This is a genomic window from Clostridium saccharoperbutylacetonicum N1-4(HMT) (assembly GCF_000340885.1).
In the GTDB taxonomy this organism is placed as follows: domain Bacteria; phylum Bacillota; class Clostridia; order Clostridiales; family Clostridiaceae; genus Clostridium; species Clostridium saccharoperbutylacetonicum.
In genome coordinates this window covers 1-19,829 of sequence record NC_020292.1, presented here as the reverse complement: position 1 = coordinate 19,829, position 19,829 = coordinate 1, and the positions used below count along the sequence as shown (strand labels likewise).

Annotated in this window: 17 protein-coding genes; 3 read left to right on the top strand and 14 right to left on the bottom strand. The window is 28.5% G+C overall.

Annotated features, from left to right (window positions below):
- Positions 1-4: 4 nt before the first annotated feature.
- From CSPA_RS28495 to CSPA_RS28460, 8 genes are all read right to left on the bottom strand, one after another.
- On the bottom strand, positions 5-3,325 hold the full coding sequence (locus CSPA_RS28495; protein WP_015395883.1) for an immunoglobulin-like domain-containing protein: 3,321 nt from the start codon (positions 3,323-3,325) through the stop codon (positions 5-7).
- 39 nt (positions 3,326-3,364) lie between these two features.
- Entirely contained in the window at positions 3,365-3,901 is a 537-nt protein-coding gene (locus CSPA_RS28490) for a hypothetical protein (RefSeq protein WP_242838594.1), read from the bottom strand.
- Positions 3,902-4,027: 126 nt separating this feature from the next.
- Positions 4,028-4,243 carry a hypothetical protein gene (locus CSPA_RS28485; protein ID WP_015395881.1) on the bottom strand — a complete coding sequence of 72 codons (216 nt, stop codon included), beginning with the start codon at positions 4,241-4,243 and terminating at the stop codon, positions 4,028-4,030.
- 69 nt (positions 4,244-4,312) lie between these two features.
- Positions 4,313-5,305 carry a hypothetical protein gene (locus CSPA_RS28480; RefSeq protein ID WP_015395880.1) on the bottom strand — a complete coding sequence of 331 codons (993 nt, stop codon included), beginning with the start codon at positions 5,303-5,305 and terminating at the stop codon, positions 4,313-4,315.
- A 33-nt stretch (positions 5,306-5,338) separates the two neighbouring features.
- A complete protein-coding gene (locus CSPA_RS28475; RefSeq protein ID WP_015395879.1) occupies positions 5,339-5,875 on the bottom strand; it encodes a hypothetical protein in 537 nt (178 codons plus the stop codon).
- A 42-nt stretch (positions 5,876-5,917) separates the two neighbouring features.
- Positions 5,918-6,358: a hypothetical protein gene (locus CSPA_RS28470; RefSeq protein ID WP_015395878.1), complete on the bottom strand. Its 441-nt coding sequence runs from the start codon at positions 6,356-6,358 to the stop codon at positions 5,918-5,920.
- A 7-nt stretch (positions 6,359-6,365) separates the two neighbouring features.
- Complete coding sequence (locus tag CSPA_RS28465) at positions 6,366-6,857, bottom strand: hypothetical protein (protein WP_015395877.1); 492 nt, start codon at positions 6,855-6,857, stop codon at positions 6,366-6,368.
- A 267-nt stretch (positions 6,858-7,124) separates the two neighbouring features.
- Entirely contained in the window at positions 7,125-7,619 is a 495-nt protein-coding gene (locus CSPA_RS28460) for a hypothetical protein (protein WP_015395876.1), read from the bottom strand.
- Between the two features lie 297 nt (positions 7,620-7,916).
- Between CSPA_RS28460 and CSPA_RS28455 the strand changes: the two genes are divergently transcribed.
- Positions 7,917-8,012, top strand: coding sequence for a putative holin-like toxin (locus CSPA_RS28455; RefSeq protein WP_017810920.1), 96 nt, complete (start codon positions 7,917-7,919; stop codon positions 8,010-8,012).
- A gap of 191 nt (positions 8,013-8,203) precedes the next feature.
- On the opposite strand, the gene CSPA_RS28450 is transcribed toward CSPA_RS28455, so the two are convergent.
- The 4 genes from CSPA_RS28450 to CSPA_RS28435 all read right to left on the bottom strand — a co-directional run bounded on the left by CSPA_RS28450 (position 8,204) and on the right by CSPA_RS28435 (position 15,572).
- Positions 8,204-10,501 carry an Ig-like domain-containing protein gene (locus CSPA_RS28450; protein ID WP_015395875.1) on the bottom strand — a complete coding sequence of 766 codons (2,298 nt, stop codon included), beginning with the start codon at positions 10,499-10,501 and terminating at the stop codon, positions 8,204-8,206.
- Positions 10,502-11,142: 641 nt separating this feature from the next.
- On the bottom strand, positions 11,143-12,237 hold the full coding sequence (locus CSPA_RS28445; RefSeq protein ID WP_015395874.1) for a hypothetical protein: 1,095 nt from the start codon (positions 12,235-12,237) through the stop codon (positions 11,143-11,145).
- Between the two features lie 988 nt (positions 12,238-13,225).
- Complete coding sequence (locus tag CSPA_RS28440) at positions 13,226-13,510, bottom strand: hypothetical protein (protein WP_015395873.1); 285 nt, start codon at positions 13,508-13,510, stop codon at positions 13,226-13,228.
- Between the two features lie 811 nt (positions 13,511-14,321).
- Positions 14,322-15,572 carry an Ig-like domain-containing protein gene (locus CSPA_RS28435; protein WP_015395872.1) on the bottom strand — a complete coding sequence of 417 codons (1,251 nt, stop codon included), beginning with the start codon at positions 15,570-15,572 and terminating at the stop codon, positions 14,322-14,324.
- 795 nt (positions 15,573-16,367) lie between these two features.
- Between CSPA_RS28435 and CSPA_RS28430 the strand changes: the two genes are divergently transcribed.
- A complete protein-coding gene (locus tag CSPA_RS28430; RefSeq protein ID WP_015395871.1) occupies positions 16,368-17,828 on the top strand; it encodes a hypothetical protein in 1,461 nt (486 codons plus the stop codon).
- Between the two features lie 197 nt (positions 17,829-18,025).
- Positions 18,026-18,505, top strand: coding sequence for a hypothetical protein (locus CSPA_RS28425; RefSeq protein ID WP_015395870.1), 480 nt, complete (start codon positions 18,026-18,028; stop codon positions 18,503-18,505).
- A gap of 100 nt (positions 18,506-18,605) precedes the next feature.
- Here the strand turns inward: CSPA_RS28425 and CSPA_RS28420 are convergent, their stop codons facing one another.
- Together CSPA_RS28420 and CSPA_RS28415 are read right to left on the bottom strand one after the other, a co-directional pair.
- Complete coding sequence (locus tag CSPA_RS28420; RefSeq protein ID WP_015395869.1) at positions 18,606-18,983, bottom strand: hypothetical protein; 378 nt, start codon at positions 18,981-18,983, stop codon at positions 18,606-18,608.
- Positions 18,959-19,729: a ParA family protein gene (locus CSPA_RS28415; protein WP_015395868.1), complete on the bottom strand. Its 771-nt coding sequence runs from the start codon at positions 19,727-19,729 to the stop codon at positions 18,959-18,961. Before CSPA_RS28415 ends, CSPA_RS28420 begins: the two co-directional genes overlap by 25 nt.
- Positions 19,730-19,829: the final 100 nt, after the last annotated feature.

Below are 19,829 nucleotides of genomic sequence, written 5' to 3'. Positions count from 1 at the left end.
CTCATTAAGATGCAAGAATTATAATATCAAAGTATTTTGGATTAGGATCAACATATGTTTTTCCATCACTGCTTATAACTGATATAACTGCCTTTAATCCTATTGATTTATTTCCATCTTTATTTGAAGGTCTAGATATTTGAACAGCACAGTTATCAGCTGTATTTGTAAGTGTTATATATATACTTGATTGTAAATCTTTATGATCAACGTCTACTAAGCTCCATGTAATAATAGCTCTTGATGCATTTGAATCAGTTGATTTAATTGGTAAATTCATGGCAGTAGTTATCTTTGTTGGTGAAACATTATCACCTAAGTATGGTGTAAGTTCAAGTATGTTTTTAGCATACTGAGCAATTTCGGCATCTGTAATATCCAATGGTGCCATAATGAATGGAGGTAATAGTTTTGTCTCTGTTTTACCTGATTTAGTTAATTTACAGCTAATTTGGAAAGTAACTTGACCTTGAGTATAAGTAGGTCTAGTAATAATACCAGTTGTAATATCAATCTTACCATTTTTACTTCCATTATCTGCCGAACTTGAAACAAGTATCCATTCAGCTGTTACTCCTCTAGTACCAACTTGAGTTGATAATTCTAAATCATAAGTAATCGCTTGTGAATTAGTATTTTTTCCTTTAATTAAATCCCAAGAAACTAAATCATATGCTTGTTGTAATTCTTCGTCTTCTGTCCAATTCTTTACTGTAACTTGGAATTTCTTTGGTTGTGGACTTTCTTTTCCTTTTGTAACTGTAGCAGTAAGTGTTACAATCACATCCCCTTTACCAACATCTGGTCTTGTAACAGTACCGTCAATAGCAATAACAGCTGCATTATCTGTATCCCATTTAATATCACAACCATTTTTTCCCTTTGTAGGTAGGATTATATTGTCTGTAGCTTCCTTTGGAAGTACTAAATCATTTAAATCCCAAATTATAGATTGAGAATCGCTGACACCAAGCATTTTAACTATAAGAGCAAGATCATATTCCTTAGTTACTGATCCATGAGTAACTACAGCTGTAAGTGTTACTTTAGGATTATCTTTTTTAGGATCAAAGTCAGGTCTATGAACTTTTGCTATATTAATATATGCTGGATCCTTAGACTCTGGTATTTCTATTAATGTAGCATCAGTAGATTTCCATGTAATTTTTGCTCCATATTTACTAGATGAAATTAATTTAATATCTTCTGTAATGTAACCTAAATCACTATATTTTCTAGCAATTTCATTAACAGCAAATCTTACGATTTCCTCATCTGTTACTGGAATTGGATATCTTATATCTTTAAGGATACCAATACCATGTCTTCCATTTGGTGAATTAGCAAATGGACAATATGGTGCTGTAATAGGAAGATATACATATAATTCTTCTGGTTTATCTTGATATTTTTCAAAATCTTTATTAACAATAAGTTCATCGAAAGGATAAAGACTTGAAGTATCTATTGTAATCATTCCAGAAAGAATTCCTCTTGGACCTTCTGAACTATGAACAATTTTAATTCTGTCAGCAAAATATTCTCCTGTATATGATGACTTACCATATAATTCTTTTTGCATATATTCTTCAGTAGAAGCAAACATTAAGAAATGTCTTTGGAAATAATCCTTTGTAAATGTTGCATACATAGCAAAGTCTGTAATACCATTAGCTGTATTTTTACCATAAGTAGTATCTAATATAGCTGCAACTGGATTACCGAATTTATCTCTCTTAACACCACCAGTTTGTACTGTATATTCTGTATAGTAAGAGAAATTATATTGAATATTTAATGTAGCTACAGCTTCATTATAAACACTATTAGCATATCCATTATAGTAAACATATAAAAAGCTTATTCCTTTGCCTGCCATAGCTAATTTTGTTTCTGCATCTCCTATGAAAGCTTTAAGTAAATCTTCTAAAGTTAAATTTATCTTAACTCTATGTCTATTATTAGGATCTACTTCTATACTTGATGGAGTAATTGCTACTGTTCCTGGACATCCTATACTTCTTCTTACAGCGGATCCTGCAGCATTTGTATAAGTAATAATTGATGGTGCAGCATCAAATGTACAATATAATTTTACTGTACTTGTATCTATATATCTTGTACCCCAATATACTCCTCCATCAACATTATTATAATCATAAGGAACATTTGCAATTTCCATAGCTGTTAAGTCATATACAGTTCCAGGATTAAAAATTCTAAGTCCAGTTTGGAAATTTGATCTAGTTCCTGAACCAGTTGCTCCAGATCCTGGAGTTACAGTTGAACCACTTATAATTGCTGGTACAGACGCTCTAGTTTTTACTTCTGTCTTGCCCATTGCTGGAGAAGTTGAGCTTGTACAGAATAAACCAAAGTTTCCTGCTGTATCATTTATAGAAAAATCAAAACTATCTATTTGTCCTACATAAGCACAGCCAATTAAATATCTATTATCACTAAAATCAACGTTTGGTGAACCCATAACTCCTAAAGCAAATCTTGAAGCATTTACATTAATCCAAAGTTTAATTTTAGATTCTGAAGTTAATCCGCCTAATACTGGCAATCTTACTGTTCCTGACTGCATTCCATTTTCTGAATGCCCAAGAAGTGGTGCTTTAAATTTATCTTCAAAGTCAGTATACCAAGAAAGTTTAGACCATGAAGAACTTCTTGAATTCCACTTTATTACATCTCTTGTAACTGAATCAATAACATTTTCAGCTGGAGCAGTTCCTGCTTCATTTATGTTATCAAATATTCTCATAAATAAATGATGATAGTTTCTAGCAACTCTTGTGTTACCACTTGCAATACCATTAACATCATTTACTTGTGGAACATATCCTGTTCTTTGCTTAATTGGATCTTCAGATTCTGAATCACAAAGGTATGGAGGCATATAAATTTCAAGATACATTTCTATGCTATTCTTATTTAAGTCTTGGTTAACTCCAATTTCACTAGAGTTATTAACCTTAATATCTTTTGGAATTGTTTTAGTTTTTAAGATTACTGTATCTGTAATCTTAGAAATTTTGTCTTCAGTAACCTTTTTATATTCTTCTGGAAGAAGATTATTCCAATCTTCTATTTCTGGATGCTTTGTTCTATCTTCCTTTGGGTAAACTACTTCCCAACACTTATCAATTATTGGAGTAGCTGGCTTTACTAATGTGCCAGATGCATCAATAATTTCTTCTGATTCTGTACCTAAAGCTAATAGTCTTGCTATATCCTTTACAGCATTGTCTGAATCAGTTAAAACTTCATGATAAACAAAGTTTTTTTCTAAGTTCATACTTAATAGTGAGTTGTCCATTTTATTTTCTCCTATCTTTATATATAAAATAGTATGTTATTAAACTAACATACGTACACCTAGCCATATTTTCTTTTGAGTTCCGCTATCATTTTTAAATATTAACTTAATAGCTGAATTGGCTGGTGCTGCATAAACATATGTTGATGTACCAAGGAACAATCCTTCTTTTACTTCTGAACAATACCAATCCTTAAACCACTGCACATCATTAAAAAATAAATCATAATGATCATCTTCGCCATATCCACTACAAGTCAGTGTTATGGCTAATATTTCACAGTCAACACTTGGTAAGTTCATTGTAAAGGTATAATTATCTTTAAGTGCAGGTATCTCAAATTCTTCCATGAAATTATAAGGTTGTGTTTTTGTAGCAAAACCTCTTATTTTTCCTATTTCATTTAAATACTTGACATTTTCTACATCTTGAAGGTTGTCTATATTTTTTATATTGTCTACATTCTCTACATTGTCTAGTTTTTCTATTTCTTCTAAAGCAATGATTTTCTTTACTTTATCTATGTCACCACCGACATTATAATTTGCAGTAAAAGAACCACTCAATAAGATCACTCCTTATAATGCATCCAAAATTTCATCATATTACAGCCGTAAAATAATCTTTATATCTTGATTATTAAAAATAATTATTTGTATAAATAATATACCTACAGCTTTTTTCCAATTGTAATTATGATATTATTGTTTTTTCTTTTTACTTTTGCCCTTTTTACTCATTTCTTTATTAGGAGTAAGTGAGCAATATGTTGTGATTCCCATTTCTTCACTTTTCTCTTTTTGCTGTTGTGTATTACAATTTCCACAAAGAACACAATGTCTACATGCAATTTTTTTAGAGTCATTTATTAAATTTAAAATATTTTGTTTTTTTCTACTTCTAGCTTTTACTGCCATTTTTAATTCCTCCAATGTCATTTGGTTTACGTAATTTAATTACCTGCCCATCGTATATTTTTGTATCACTTATTGAAAAAAACTTCTGTATTTTGCCTTATTCAAAGCAGATACAGATACATCTCCAGAGAATAAGTTATAATTCATGTAAGCTTTAACCAAGTTATCAAATCTTTTTTCCATTGTATCCTTGCAGCTATTTTTCATTTCTGCAAGCTCTGTCTTACCATCTTTAAACGAATATATCTTAGTGAAGGTATCCAAATAAGATAAGAATTCTTGTTTCTCCAGATAGAAATTCTTAATTGAAATAAGCAAATCATCTATGGAGTTAGATAAACTTTGATTTAAAGAATCCAAACTAACAGTTTCTTTATTAAAAGTTTTCTTTATTAAACCTTTCGCTGCAGTATCCAAATCAATTCCTTTTGCTGCTATCTTTATACTTTTTAAATCGTAGCAAGTAGTACTAAGTACTGAAATAAAGTCACTTAACGCATAAGAAGCTAAAGTGTCATAATACAAACTTGCATAATTTACTTTTTCATACTCATAATTTGATTCTAAAGCTTGAATCTTACTCAAATACTCTTTAACTATGACATCTGCATCAGATGGATTCACATTATCTCCAAAAACACATTTAATGTATAAATCTAAAACCTTATTTATATGGTCATAAATTTTCTTTAAATATGAATAGGTTTCTAACTTATCAGAGCCAAAGTCTATATCGACTTTATTCTTGTCTAAAATCTTATTTATTTCCTCTTCTGTCTTAGCAGCAAGATAATCTGCCTCATATTTATTGCCTGTGAACTCACCCTCCATTGCTCTTAAATAACCATTTACATCTTCCATAGCAGATAGAAATGAATTAACAGTACTAGATGGGGAATTACTTAAAAAAAGCCTTAAACTTCTAGTTTTTGAATTACTACCTTCGTTGGAATAAGTAATATCATCACTTCCAGAAGCATATCCACTATCTGATATTTTGCCCGATTTTCCATATATATTTAAATCAGGTTTATATGCTATAATTTCTTGTTCAGTTCCCATAAAAATCATAAGACCTTTCTTTTAGATAATTATTTATAATTTGGCTATACGGTCTATTGCAAACTTCATTGCATCTTTTGATGAATAACCAAGCTGTCCAAGAAGTGTATCTTCTGAGTCTAAGTCATGCATAACTTGTCCTGCTGCAATAGCCCCTACTGCAGCTATGGATGTTCTCATTGCAAGCTGCTTTTTAGCATGATTTTTCTCAGCTTGAGTTGCATTAGAGCTTAGAATTGTTTTAGCTGGTTCTTTAAACCAATCTGTTCCAATTTTAAACTTTGCCTGCATATCTATATCTTTTTTTAACTGCTCAGACGCGTTACTTACCTCTTCTTTTGTTATATCCCTTAGATTAGAATTCTTTAAAAGCTTCTTAACTGCAAGATTTTCATAGTTTGTTAGATCATTTTTACTCTTTCCCATTTTTTTAAGTACAGAATTAAATTCATGCTTATTAACACCTGCATACTCAGAATACTTTTTATTAATAATTGAATTAACAGCCCTTCTTCTTGTACCATCTGGCATTTTTAATAAATCTACAGCATCTTTTAATACTTTATGCACTATATCTCCCCCCTTTTTTAAGCCTATAAAAATTTTCTTGGCTTAGTAAGCTATCTTCATAGCTCTTTTTCTTGCTTCACTTCCAAATTCCTTACTCTTTTGCATATCTGAACTCATATTTTGAAGCTGTCTCTGCCTCATAGTTGCAGCAATTTCGCTAGAATTAAAAAGCTTATTACCAAGCTGTCCAGATGCTACAGCACCTGCTAAAGCTTCATGCTGAGCCTTTTCCCTTCCATACTGAAAGACTTTATCTACGCCTTTCATTACTACTTCTGCTCCCTCAACAAGAGCTACTGCTTCTCCCCCAAAAAGTCCAGTTGCAATTTCTGATATAGCTGTCTCTGCCACATTGTCCCCAAGAGTCCTTATAAAACTTTTATTATCATCTGATGCTTCTTTAGCTGAATTCATAATTAAATCAGCACCATTTTCACGAATAAACTTAGTGCCAATATCTTTAAAAAATTTATAATTTGCCATGTTATAATCACCTCAATTTATGCAGTGCTAATACTATTTCCCCACTTACAGCTGAATCCATAACATTGCCCTTGAAGCTTTTTTCAGCTAATTTTTTAGCTGTTTCTTTTATAGATTCAGGTGCTTCTCCTTTGCTTTTGCCTGATTTCTTTGTAACTTTTCCTGTTTCCTTAGAATTTTTACCTGCATTTTTTACACTGTCATATATTTCTTTCATATTTGTGATTGTATCTTTTATAGTGTTATCTTCTTTTTCAGTGTCTTCTTTTGGTTCTTCAAGCATCTTAGTTAATCCTGGAGAAAGGCCAACACCATCAGTCATATCAGATAATCTTCCAGATGTAATAGGACCTAATTTAGCTGCTTCATTAAGCTTTATTGCCTCGGCAACTGTAGCGCCAACTACTATTGCACCATTTGTAATAGCAGGACTAATTCCATTTGAAGCTTTTAATGCTTTACTGCCTAATACTTTTCCTAGTGCATTATATACATTCAAAAAACCACCCCAAATTCTTAATTATAAAAATAAACTGCCCGCTTAAGCAGGCAGTTATAAAAGGAAAGAAAAGAATAGATTAACAAACTCCACTCGTTTATTAATTACCCTAATCACTATTAATTTTGTTATAGATATTTAGACCTATAAAATAATAAAATTTCTCCTTATCAACAATTTTACATACTATATAATTTTTCATAACTATTAAATAATCACTTAACTATAAACTACGTTTATCCTATAGTTTAGTTTACATAATAATTATTATATAACGTAATATCTATTTTCAAACTCTTCATCTGTTTCTGGAAGCCACTTAGTTTTGCCATCTTTATTTACTATAACGCTTCCATCCTTATGAAAAAGTGCAGGTGAATAATCATAAAGGCTAAGATAAACTCCCTCTCCAAAGATTTCATCATTATATACCTTTTTCCCATTAATTATTTGTTCATAGGCCTCTTCTGATGTTAAGTTCTTGTCTTCTTCATATACATAAAAGTCATCTGCATTTATATCATCTATAGAAATTTCCCAGGTATATATTTTTTCCTCTCTTATTCCCTCATATACTGTAAACTTATTATCTTCAATATACCCTAAATCCAAAATTACTGTATCACCAAGTTTTCTTATACTTTCTTCATCTAAGTTTTCATATTCATTAGGGTCAACTATTTTAAGCCTCATTTTTGGATCCTTATGTCTTCCCACTTCTTTCCCAAGCATTAATTGACTCATAGCTTCATTTAAATTCATTTTCTGCCTCCTGCAATTTATTTTCCTACAAGACACAAAAACAAAAGACTTGTCCTTCTAAGTGTCTTTAATTATCCTTATTAATTACAGGTATAATTTTCTATTTTGCAATTTTTATATTACAATTGCTAATGATTACTTAATTGAGAAATCTTTTTGGGATTTTTGAGATAGGGATATATAATTTTAATTAGAACTTATATCAATATTAATTTCCAATATTTGTGATATAATTAAATGGTACAATTGGTCACGGGCTACTTATACCACAATCCCTTAATGTTAGGGGGTGGTAATGTGAATGATAATTTAATGTTACTTTTATATGCAGGTAATTTTCTACTTGCATTGTTAACATTTATAGTTTTACTTATCAATAACATAAAAAAATAGTAGCCCATAGAGTGCAAATCTTGGCTACCATTTTCTAATTACTTAAATTTTTAAGTGCTATCAGTTACTTGAACTGATTGTATACAGGGCTAAAACATACTCCAATATGTTTTAGCTCTTTTAATTTCCTCTTATCTTATTTTTATTATATCATATTTTTATTTTAAATATACAACAATAATTTTCAAGACTTATTTAAGTTTATAATTTAGATTATTAAGCATATATTCACCAATCTTTAATAAGTCATCATTATCTATTGCTCCATTTATCACTTGATCAGTAACATATTGTGGAAGAGAATTTGGATTTTCGCCTAAATGTCTAGCATCGATTGCTAAATCAAGAAGAGTAAATTCTCCACTGCGATTTACATCGTCTGGTATTACGATATCATCTATAGTTATGGTTGCTTCTCCACATTCATCATATGTTAAATCTTTTTCCATCTGAATACCGTCAGAAACCTTCCCCTTAATTATATCTACTAAGGCTTCTCCTGAAGCTATACCTTGGAAATAAAGCTTTAATAATACTCTCTTAGCATTAGCTATACCTTCTAATCCTTCACTTGCAGTTATTATTCTTAATTCATTATCATCTTGATCTAATTTAATTAATTTTATACCTTCTACTTCATTTGTTCCTATGAATTTTAATTTAGTATTATCATATTTTATTAATGCATCTTCTGCTGCTATTTCTGTTATATTTTCTATAACTAAATTGGCTATTACATTTTCTTTTATATGAATTTTATCTTTTTTGGGCTCTATATCTAAAATTATATCTCTTTTCACTGTAACAACACATGTTGCACTTAAACCACCCCAGATTGTAGCTGCTGTTATAGTTACTTGTCCTGGTTTAATACCTGTAATTTTACCAGTCTCATCTACAGTAGCTATTGAAGTATCACTTGAAGTCCAGGTTACTCCTATACCAACTGGATTTGTTGTTGCTGTTATATGTTCTTCTCTTCCCTCAAGCATTGTTATTTCTGTTTTATCTAAAGTTAAACTGCTCACATATTTATATTCATAATGAGTAGTTTCTGATACATTACCTGCATTATCTATTGCTCTAATATGAATATATATTGGTTTTAATAAATCTAAACCAGATAAAGGTACAGATATTGATAAATCTGAAGTGTCTATTTTATTATCAGGTTCTGTATTTTCTATATTATCAATAACATATGAATATCCTGCAATTCCTAATGTATTTACAGCAGATACTGTATTAGAAATTATATCATTTGTATTATTACCAGCACTAGCCTTAACATAATATTCATAGCTTGTCCCTTTATCATTTGGCTTTGAATAACTCACCTTTAAGTCTTTATCATCACTTAATACATTTGTAATAGTGACTTTATCAGGACCTGTTACATCCTGACCTTTATGATCATCACAAGAAGTATTACTTGTTAATTGAGCTAAATAATATAATGTATTTGCAATAATACGAGTTTCTGCTTGTGATATCTGTGGGAAACTATGTCCACTATTAATAATAGCTGTATTGTTATAAGTATGAACATAAAAATTATTTGTCCCATGATCTCCTGTTAAAGGTGATACATTTATTTCTTTAAATGTTCCATCAGTAAATCCTGTTGGGTTTACTGGGGTCATCCAAACATCTCCTTTTCCAAAAACTGATAAACTATGTTGAAGAGGAATATCAAAAACGGTTCCTATATCTCCAACTTCAAATGGATAATTGTCTAGTAATCCTTTTTTAGCCATTTGCACTTTTGATGAATAGTTCCAATAAACTGTACGATCTGCATTACTTAAGCTTGATGGATCATCAATTTCAAAAGATACTGTTGGAAATAAATTACCGCTTGAATCCCTGCATGTATATGCACTATTACTATTTGCTTGCTTACGTCCAAATATTTCAACTCCAAGTTCCTTTGCTAGTTTATTAACTCCTCTATCCAATCCTCTATATCCTATAGTATGGTGAGAAGTCATAAATCCTCCGCCTTCATGAATAAATGTTCTAAGATATTCAATAGCATTATCATTAGGATACATTGTCTCAGGTAATAAGTTCCACATTCCATAGAAAATACAATCATAGTTCCACTTACCATCAACTTTTTGTAAGTACTTAGATGGGTTTGCATTAAAACTTGTAAGTGAAATAGATTCTATTTTAACTTCGTTTATATTCTCCTTTTCTAACCATGTCTTTAAAATACCACTATCAGGAATAACATTTCCATCTAAATCTTTTGCTCCGCCTGATAATCCTGTATTTTGAACTGGACTTGGATAGATATTTAATACTACCACATCCCCTTTTGCAGGGATACTTTGATAAATTTCCTGATCTTTTTCTTTTGAATAAACTCTATATGTATATCCCTTTCCAAGATCTGTCCATTGAAGGTGAACATAATTCTGTCCTTCTACTGGTGTAGCTGTAACTATTAAATTTGTTTGCGTTGAATCAATATTTTCATTCATTGTCTTTACCTCCTGAAATAAATTAATAATTTTTTAATTCTTACCGAATTATGGATTTTTTACAAATATTTGATTTATTTAATAATTACAAGGATATTAATTGAATTTGTAATAGTAATTTAAAACATAAGAATATAGGAATATATATTCTTTTATGTTTTATAAAAGCTGATGTAACAGATTTTTTACTACTAGCAATAATTAAATTTTATCTTGTTAATATATTATCTATAAGTTCATATATTTATCTAACTATTAATTAATTATCATGCTATTAATATTATTTACTTACAGTTTATCGAAAAATTGAATATAGCCTTAGACCTTAGTATATAAAGGTTTTAAGTAAATTTTATTTTTATCAAAATTCAAAGAAATTTAATAGAAAGTAATACTATTTATATAACTTTAATTATAAATTTTAAGACTTTATAATTAATTTTTATAACTTTACATAAAAATGCTTTAATAATAAAAAGTAAAATGAATTAAAGCATAAAATTAAGATTTTTGTATAAAAAAAGATAAGAATAATTAATTTCTTATCTTTAAATCGAATATTAGGTTGTTAATTTTCTAAATTTTTAAAATTAATATAAACACCAATAAGCCTATGGCTTTTTAGAAAAAAACAATAGACTCTAGTATAGTAGTGCTAAATTTTTATTAATATTTTCTGTAAGGCTTATATAAAATTTATCATCCATATAATTATTAAAATATTCACCGGTTTCATAGGAATTTTTATTGAGCTTCTTAGTATGTATGAAATTCTTATATTCACCCACTACAGATTTTACAACTGCAGCTGCATATGCAGGCAGAGATTTAATATTTTCACGGCTTTTATGTACTTGGATAGCCCTATATTTATTTACTACAAGCTGAACTATTCTTTCTTTTAAAAACCATTCCTTTAAATTTGCTATTGCACGAATAAGATGCATTATGAGTTTCTTAGATAATGTAATTTGTGCAAAGCGAATTTTATCCATTACAAGCTCATATTCTTTTGGGTTCTTAGCTATAACAAGTTCAATATAAGTGTCTTCGTTAGTTTTATCCTTGATTGCTTTGCAGTCAAAGGCAAACTTGAAATTTTTAATTCTTTCTGGAGAATAATCCTTTTCACGCAAGGTATCACTATTATCTTCAAAAAGTTCAGAGTAAGTTGAAAGCATTTTGCAGATAGTATATTTTGCATAATATTTTGATTTTGTTTTTAATACATTAAGCCATGAAGAATTAGGCTTTAAAAGATTCATGGAAAAACCAGTATGAAAAGCTGATTTCTTAGAATCCTTAAGTTGAGACATATATATTAAAAGACGTTTTTCTCTTGCTTTCATAAAAGTAAATTCTTCAGAGAAAAAGAACTTTCTTATATTTGTATAACCAGTTGCAGTATAAGAATCTTCGTAATCTAAAGCTTCTGTCTTAGCTTTTGTCATGTTTTCCATATCTTTAAGTGTCCAGCAGTTTAAAGTGCCATCATAAATTAAAACGTTTAAGTTAATTAACTTTTCCAAACAATTAAAGACAGTTTTATAAGATACTTTAAGATTCTTACGTATGAGGTTAATAAGATCTGACATTTTATCACTAAATGTTTGAATCAAATATTTATCATTAACTTCTGAACTTATATGTACCAGATTTATATAAGTATCTAATATATAATATTCATTGCAGGACAATATTTTTGATAAATGTGAATTATACATTTTAGTTGCCATAGATCTCTGTCACCTCCTTATAATTTCTCACTATGCCTATTGTATTTCATAATGGAGATTTAATCAAAATTTCAAAAATTCCACTCAGATACGTTGATTCTGAGACACTTCTCACGAAAGAATGCGCCTTTGAAGGCATTTTTCCACTCAGATACGTAAATTTAGGGACAGTTCTCTGGAAGTGGCTAGGCTTCTGGCTTAGAGGCAGGTCGAGTCTTAAATTTTTATGAAAAAAAATCAAAAATCACAAATTTCAAAAAAAAAATTCCACTCAGATACGTTAATTCTGAGACACTTCTCAAAAATAAGCCTTTTTTGCCTCAAAAATTCCACTCAGATACGTTGATTCTGAGACACTTCTCAAAAATCCATAAAAAATAGAAAAAAAATTTTTTTTATTTTTCTACTTTTTAAATAAATATTATTACACAAAAGGAAATATATAGGTTGATTTTATCCATTTAATTAATATTAAACCTATATTTGTAAGAGACTATTTGTATTATAATGATATTTCCACTCAGATTTTAAATTTAATTTACTATAGAAATAACAAATCTAAGTGGAATAATGAAAGCTAATTATTATTCTAAAGCCACTAATTTAGCCATTATAAAGAAAAATCTAAGTGGAAAATGCCACTTAGATTTAAGAATTAGGGACAAAATATAAAAAGAAAGTAGAAATCTGAGTGGAAAAATTCAAATGTAGTATGATAATAAAACAAGTGATATAGCCATTATAAAGAAAATCCAAGTGGAAAATGCCACTTAGATTTAAGACTTTAAGGACAAAATTATAAAAAGAAAGTAGAAATCTGAGTGGAAAAATTCAAATCCAATATGATAATAAAATAAGTAAGATAAATGTTATAAAGAAAATCCAAGTGGAAAATACCACTTAGATCTGAAAGGTTAAAGACAAAAATATAATGAATAGATAAAAATCTAAGTGGAATTTAAAAAATGATTAATATTAAGTTATATAATTATCCATGATATCTTTTGAATGTAGTAGCTGTTCTATGCCAAACGATATATCCTGCAACTGTATTTTTATTTAATTCATCTTGAGGATATTGTAATTTAGCAGCAACTATATGTAAATCAGTATTAAGATCAAAAGATATTCTATATTCAATACTACTATCTAGCATTCGTATATCAATATAGCCATCATATTCTCCAATTACTTTATAGGGATGTCCTTGGAATGTTTTAGTTGTTATATCTATTTTGTAGTTAACTTTATTACCTTTAATATCTATTAGCAATACCTATATGGATTTTACAAAAAATAATAAAATTTAGCAAGTGTATTCTTTATTGTATTAAATTTCCTAATAATTTAAAGTTGTTTATCAAAAAGGAAATAAATTATATAAAAACAGATCAAGCTTATTGTGCATTAATATTAAAAGACATCTACATTCTCTGTAAGTTCATTCAACTAATATCAATACTCTACTTTATCACATATTAAATAATCTTTATTACTACCATTTTCAAATTTATAAATTGGAACTAAAGATACCATATTAACTTTATATAAATAAGTAAAAATATATAAATTATATACTATTATATAATTGTATATAATAAAATTTAATAAAATAAAAATTACAAATTAATGAAACGAATATGTAATAAAAGTTACCGATATACCTTTATTAAAGGCCATTATACACTTAAATAAGTAATAAATATAGTTACTAAACTTGTTACTTATAAAGATACATAAATAGTAACATATTGTATAACAATTATAGTAACTTTTAATGCTTCATAAGTAGTAACTAAATATGATACGTATACTGTAACTATATATAAGGGAATAAAAATATTTTATACGATTTTTCCCATTTAAAAATTATAATAATACTAAGTGATTACACTGAAATATGAAAAACTTGGTTTCCTTTAATGTAAAGATAAGCAAAAGTAAAACACCTTTGATGGTACGGATAGTTTCTTATTAAGTTTTACACCCTATCTTCCAATTATGTAGCAACATAAAAAGATACCTACATTTCTGCAAGTACCTGTTATAAATTTTATATTTAATTATCTTTTCAAAAAATCAATTTATGCTATTACAGTTGAAGGTATTTTAATTGTTACTGTTTCTCCAGGTAAAATATCTCCAACGTTAACTATAATATTTTTAGAACTTGAACTTGAATCAACTTTTCCTTGAGTAGTTGTTACTCCACTAACATTAAAATTAATATGATTTGGAGCTGGGTCATTTACAGCTACTGCTTTAGCTGTCTTTGTTCCAGTATTAGTTATTACAAGAGTATATGTGAAATTATCTCCAATCCATACATCTTTTACATCTGCTGTTTTTACTATACTCAATATAGTATCAGCTGTTCCATGAAATATAATTGTAACCTCTCCACCAGGGTTATTGGTATTGGTACCTTTGGCATGAGCAATATTAGTTATATAATCTGTATCTGTTGGTTGAGGATATGGTGTTGGTTCAGTTTTTCTAGTTACATTTATAATGCATGATGCACTTAAATTGCTACCATCTGCCGTAGTTGCTGTTATTGTACAAGTTCCTTCTTTAATTCCATTTACTTTTATAAGTTTACCATTAGTAGGATCTACTTCTATTGTTGCAATTGAAGGATCACTTACTGTCCATGTTACTCCTACTGATGATGGAGTCGTTATAGCTGTTAATTGTCCTGAGTCACCTTCTATTAAATTCATTGTTGATTTATCTAATGTTATTGATTCATTATATGGCAATAATTGCTCATTAGAACCAATGTCCACAGCATCTAATGTCATTACATCTAAAGTCTGGTTAGTAACTACCACAGAATGAATTCCTTCAGCTAAACCAGTTATTTCGAAGCCTATAACACATCTTGATAACCGTGAAGAATACGTAGAGTAAGGAGAATTATTACACACTTTTCCATCGATAATAATCTTTTCACTATTACTATGATCTATATTATAATCAGTCAAAATTCTTAATTTAGTACCACTGAAATTAAATTTATATGAACTATTAATATTAGAATTAGTTGTCCTATAAACTACATGTGTAGCACCCGTGTAATTATCTGAATAACCTACAGTAGTCCATAAAGTTCCGTCATATTTTATATTTTTGTTTGTATCATCATATCGTTTCCATCCTACTTCAGGTAATTTTAATACATTACCAACTTTAGCACTATTTTCAGCAGCATTATTTAAATTGCTTGTTCCTACTACTCCATCGTCAGCTGCAAAGGCACTAATTGACCATCCTAGCACTAACATTAATACCATCACAAACATTATACTAAACTTTTTAAAGTAATTTTTCATCTATCATTCTCTCCCTTATTTTTCAATAATAAATGAATGCGCATTCCATATATTTATTTTAATTGTAGTTCCAATTAAATCCAATAATAATCGTAATACAAATTCCTTTATATCTAAGAAATTTAGTAAATTTTTACATGTTTCATTATCTATATTTATACTGTCTAATTTAAAATTGATAATAAAAAAGACTTTCTAGTTAAGTCTTTAATGTTTTATTACATGGTATATTCCAATTATGTAGCAATATAAAAAGACACATAAATTTCTCTAAGTACCTTCAACAAAAATAAATATTCTATTTTATCTCATATTACATAGTCTTTATTACTAGAATTTTTTACCGAAACTTTGTTATAAACTCTACATATATAATTAATAATGTGCTATTTATATATAATAAATTATTCTATATATATAAATAAAAAAATATTAATTTTATAAAAGATAAAAGCATAAATAAATGAAAAAATTATATAATGATAATTGCAGATATATATTGATTATAAGCTATATATGTGCTTAAATAAGTAACATATATAGTTATTTAATATGTTACTAAATATGATACATAAATTGTAACATATTAAATAACAATAATAGTAACTTTAATAGTTCCATAAGCAGTAACTAAACAAGATACTTATATTGTAACAATACATAGGGAACTAAAAATATTTTATATGATTTTTTTTATTATAAAGGTATAATAATACTAAGTGATTGCACTGAATTATAGAAAACTAGGTTTCCTTTTTAATATAAATTTTCAAGGTAAACGGCAGGGGTTTGTTGATGAATGAAAACTTTAAAATACAGATAATAGATAAGTTTAAAAGTAAATATGAAGAAATCACAAAAAAGAGTATTGAAAAACTTTTAAAAGCTCTTGAAGATGATTTTGCAAATATCGAAGATGTAGATAAAAGAGAACTTATTACAAAGAATCTTTTAAGTGCTGTTAAAAAGACAAAATACAGATATGTAAAGAGAATTTTTGATGACAGCGAAAGTGATTATAATAAGGATATCTTATTTGCAAAACAACAGTATGAACAGGTATTGTCAAAAAAAATAAGTCAAAAGAAATTTAAAGAATATTTCAATACTAAAACCTTCAAGGAATATGAACAAAAGAGAGAAGAATTGATAATCAACTGGCGAAATGATGAAATGACTTTGCTTACTGATTTTCCTTATTTTGAAGGTTGTAAGAAGGCTGCGATTAATTCGGCTTTTAAAAATGATATATTGGTTTTATTTTATAGGTTTATAGAAAATGCAGACAATCTAAAAAATACCACAAAGGTTCCAAGTATACTTTCTTCCATTCCGATTGATACTACCTCTAGGACATATTTTTTGACGGATGAACAAAAAAAGAATTTGGAGGTGTGCGTGGATATTAATGAACCTTCAACAATAGATAGATATATAATGATTGATGAAAATGAGCAAAATGAGCTTTTATTGCAGCTTGAACAGAAAACCTATCTTCAAATAAAAAATGGAGAAAATTCTGAGAAAGTTCTAGATTTATTAACTCAAATTGCCCTTATTAAATCAATAAAATACTTAAATAGACTGGATGTAAAGATAATAAGTTATTACTATACTCATTTTCATAAAATAGTTCTTGAAGAACCTATTGTAAAAAGTATAAGCAAAATAACAACAGATTTAAAAATGGCAAATACAACTAAGAATTATGATGCTGTAGAAAGCTCCATTGCTAAACTTGGAAGTACTCGTCTTTCCTACAAGATGGAAGGAAGATCGATTAATGGAATCTTTCTTGAAAGCTCCATCTATGAGCAAGATGGCATAAGAATGGCAAAAGTTTATCTTGGTAGCATATTAAAGGAACTTATCTTGAAGAAAAGTACCCTTGAATATGATGAACTTTCCTTTGACTCTCTTGGAGCAGATGCACAGCAGCTTGCTATATGGCTTCAGAAGAGAAGATATAGATGTGCTTTGTTAAAGGTGAAATATAATGAAATAATAACATTAAATAAACTTTCAACTGCAATCTACTGGAATACTAAACGAATAGATAGAAAAAGGGATAGATTAAAAGATGCCCTTGAAGAATTATCTAAAAATAAAATTGTAGTTCGTGAGGCTTCATATTCGAAAAAAGATATATCCTTTGATATTACTTATATTCCACTTTCACGCAATGAAATGGCAAAGATTAATGTTGGTTATGATGAAGTTGATTTAATTGAAAATAACGAAAATGTTTTAATATAAGATATTAAAATATAGATAATATTTAAACAATAATACTAGTATATTACTTGTATTAGCTTAATTAATAAGGTACATAATGTGTAACACTATAGGCTACGTTTTATGTACCTTGTTATGTTACTTAATTATTCTCTTAACTTGGATAAAGTTTGAATTAATGTTATAATATAGCTTGTTAAGTAAGGGGGAATATATTAATGAATAAAAAATTAAAGAAAATGTTTTGTAGCACTATTTTGTTAAGTTCTATTTTTTATCTTTCACCATTAGCACAAATAAATGCATATTCGGAATCTGGATTAAGAAATCAATGGAAACACGACAGTTATTATGCACCATATGCAGGACATAATGTTGAAACCTGGAATTACTATGGAAATGATGGTAAACCTAAAGAAGGCTGGTTTACTGTAGGTGGTAGATGGTATTATGGAGATGAAGCTCATGATAATGATTTTCATGGAATTTACATAAATGAATGGGTTGTCAGCAACGGTAATTATAATTATTATTGTGGTTCTGATGGAGCTATGAAAACAGGGTGGTTCCAAGCACGTCCAGGTAATAACTATGACGCAGGATTTAAATGGTATTATGCAGGAGCCGATGGTAAAATACTAAGAAATACATATACACCAGATGGGTACTGGGTTGATTCAAACGGGATTTACAAATAAATTTTAAAAATATTATCAATAAAAATGTATACATAAAAAATAAATAGATAGAAAAATACCCCAGAGAGAGTTATTAATTTACACTACCTCTGGGGCATTTTTATTTCTTTTCTTTTTTCAAGGTTTCAATTAATTTGGGTAAGGTTCCATTTAAATATATATCTAAAAATTCAGCTTTTTTATAGCCTAATAACTCGCTAATTTCTTCTATTTTTTGAACTGTTTCTTCTGATAAATTGTAATTAGGCCTTACAGTTTTATTGCCTGTAAAGTGAGCTGTTATCTTTTTTTTACCTATGATTAGGTTCTTTGTAACTGTAACAGGTGCTGTTCTCTTTTTTGTTACTTTTTTTGTTACCTCAGTTTCGATAAAGCTGGTAACTAAGTTTGTAACATTATTTGTATCGGAGTTTGTTACAGTTTTATTTGGAAGTGGTCTGGCTGAAATTGGTTTTACTTGTTCTTTCTTACTTGCCATTTGCTTATCTCCTTTGCAACATTTTTATATGCTATTGAACCATCGAATTTTTCTCCAGCATATTGACTTATGCTTTTAAACTGCATAACAGCATCTTTGAATTTAGTACTTGTTTTTACATAGCTAGGGAATACATAATATTTTTCTTCAAGCATTTCAACAACTTCTTTCCCATGCTTTGCACGGCTATCATACATTGTGATTAAAACTTTAATATCATTTAGATCCTTATTATATTCTTGAACTTGTTTCACAGTTTGTTCTAAGATTTCAAGTGCTCTTACTGAAAGATAAGACGCATCAACTGGTGCAAGGGCATAATCACTTGCAAATAATGAATTTATAGTTGTATTTCCAAGAGAAGGACTGTTATCTATTAATATAAAATCAAAGTTTTCTTGTACTTTTTCAAGAGCCTTTTTAAGTACGTTTTCTCTTCCCATTACGCCCATAAGGTACATTTCTACAGTTGAGAATTCTATGCAGCTTGGAATCATAAATAAGTTAGTAGTTCCAGTTGGAACAATAACTTCATCTATATCCATATCTCCTCTAAATACATTTTCTATACTTGCGTATTTTTCAAGTGGATTTAATCCAACATAAACACTTAAAGAACTTTGAGGATCCAAATCAATAATTAATGTTTTCTTGTTTAATCTGCTTAGTTCATATCCAAGGTTATAAGTTGAAGTAGATTTCCCAACCCCACCTTTATTATTTAAGACGCTGATTACAGTAGCCATAATATTATCACTCCATATCAATTCAAATTTTTATCTATTAACGTTAGTTCTTAGCTTTAAATAACTTATTAACTTAATTTTCATTAATTAGTTATAAAGC

Excerpts from the sequence above, each read along its gene's own strand:
- CSPA_RS28450 (WP_015395875.1), bottom strand. The coding sequence starts at position 10,501 with ATGAATGAAAATATTGATTCAACGCAAACAAATTTAATAGTTACAGCT.
- CSPA_RS28470 (WP_015395878.1), bottom strand. The coding sequence starts at position 6,358 with ATGGCAAATTATAAATTTTTTAAAGATATTGGCACTAAGTTTATTCGT.
- CSPA_RS28430 (WP_015395871.1), top strand. The coding sequence starts at position 16,368 with ATGAATGAAAACTTTAAAATACAGATAATAGATAAGTTTAAAAGTAAA.
- CSPA_RS28415 (WP_015395868.1), bottom strand. The coding sequence starts at position 19,729 with ATGGCTACTGTAATCAGCGTCTTAAATAATAAAGGTGGGGTTGGGAAA.
- CSPA_RS28435 (WP_015395872.1), bottom strand. The coding sequence starts at position 15,572 with ATGAAAAATTACTTTAAAAAGTTTAGTATAATGTTTGTGATGGTATTA.
- CSPA_RS28445 (WP_015395874.1), bottom strand. The coding sequence starts at position 12,237 with ATGGCAACTAAAATGTATAATTCACATTTATCAAAAATATTGTCCTGC.
- CSPA_RS28460 (WP_015395876.1), bottom strand. The coding sequence starts at position 7,619 with ATGAATTTAAATGAAGCTATGAGTCAATTAATGCTTGGGAAAGAAGTG.
- CSPA_RS28420 (WP_015395869.1), bottom strand. The coding sequence starts at position 18,983 with ATGGCAAGTAAGAAAGAACAAGTAAAACCAATTTCAGCCAGACCACTT.
- CSPA_RS28425 (WP_015395870.1), top strand. The coding sequence starts at position 18,026 with ATGAATAAAAAATTAAAGAAAATGTTTTGTAGCACTATTTTGTTAAGT.
- CSPA_RS28485 (WP_015395881.1), bottom strand. The coding sequence starts at position 4,243 with ATGGCAGTAAAAGCTAGAAGTAGAAAAAAACAAAATATTTTAAATTTA.
- CSPA_RS28480 (WP_015395880.1), bottom strand. The coding sequence starts at position 5,305 with ATGGGAACTGAACAAGAAATTATAGCATATAAACCTGATTTAAATATA.
- CSPA_RS28495 (WP_015395883.1), bottom strand. The coding sequence starts at position 3,325 with ATGGACAACTCACTATTAAGTATGAACTTAGAAAAAAACTTTGTTTAT.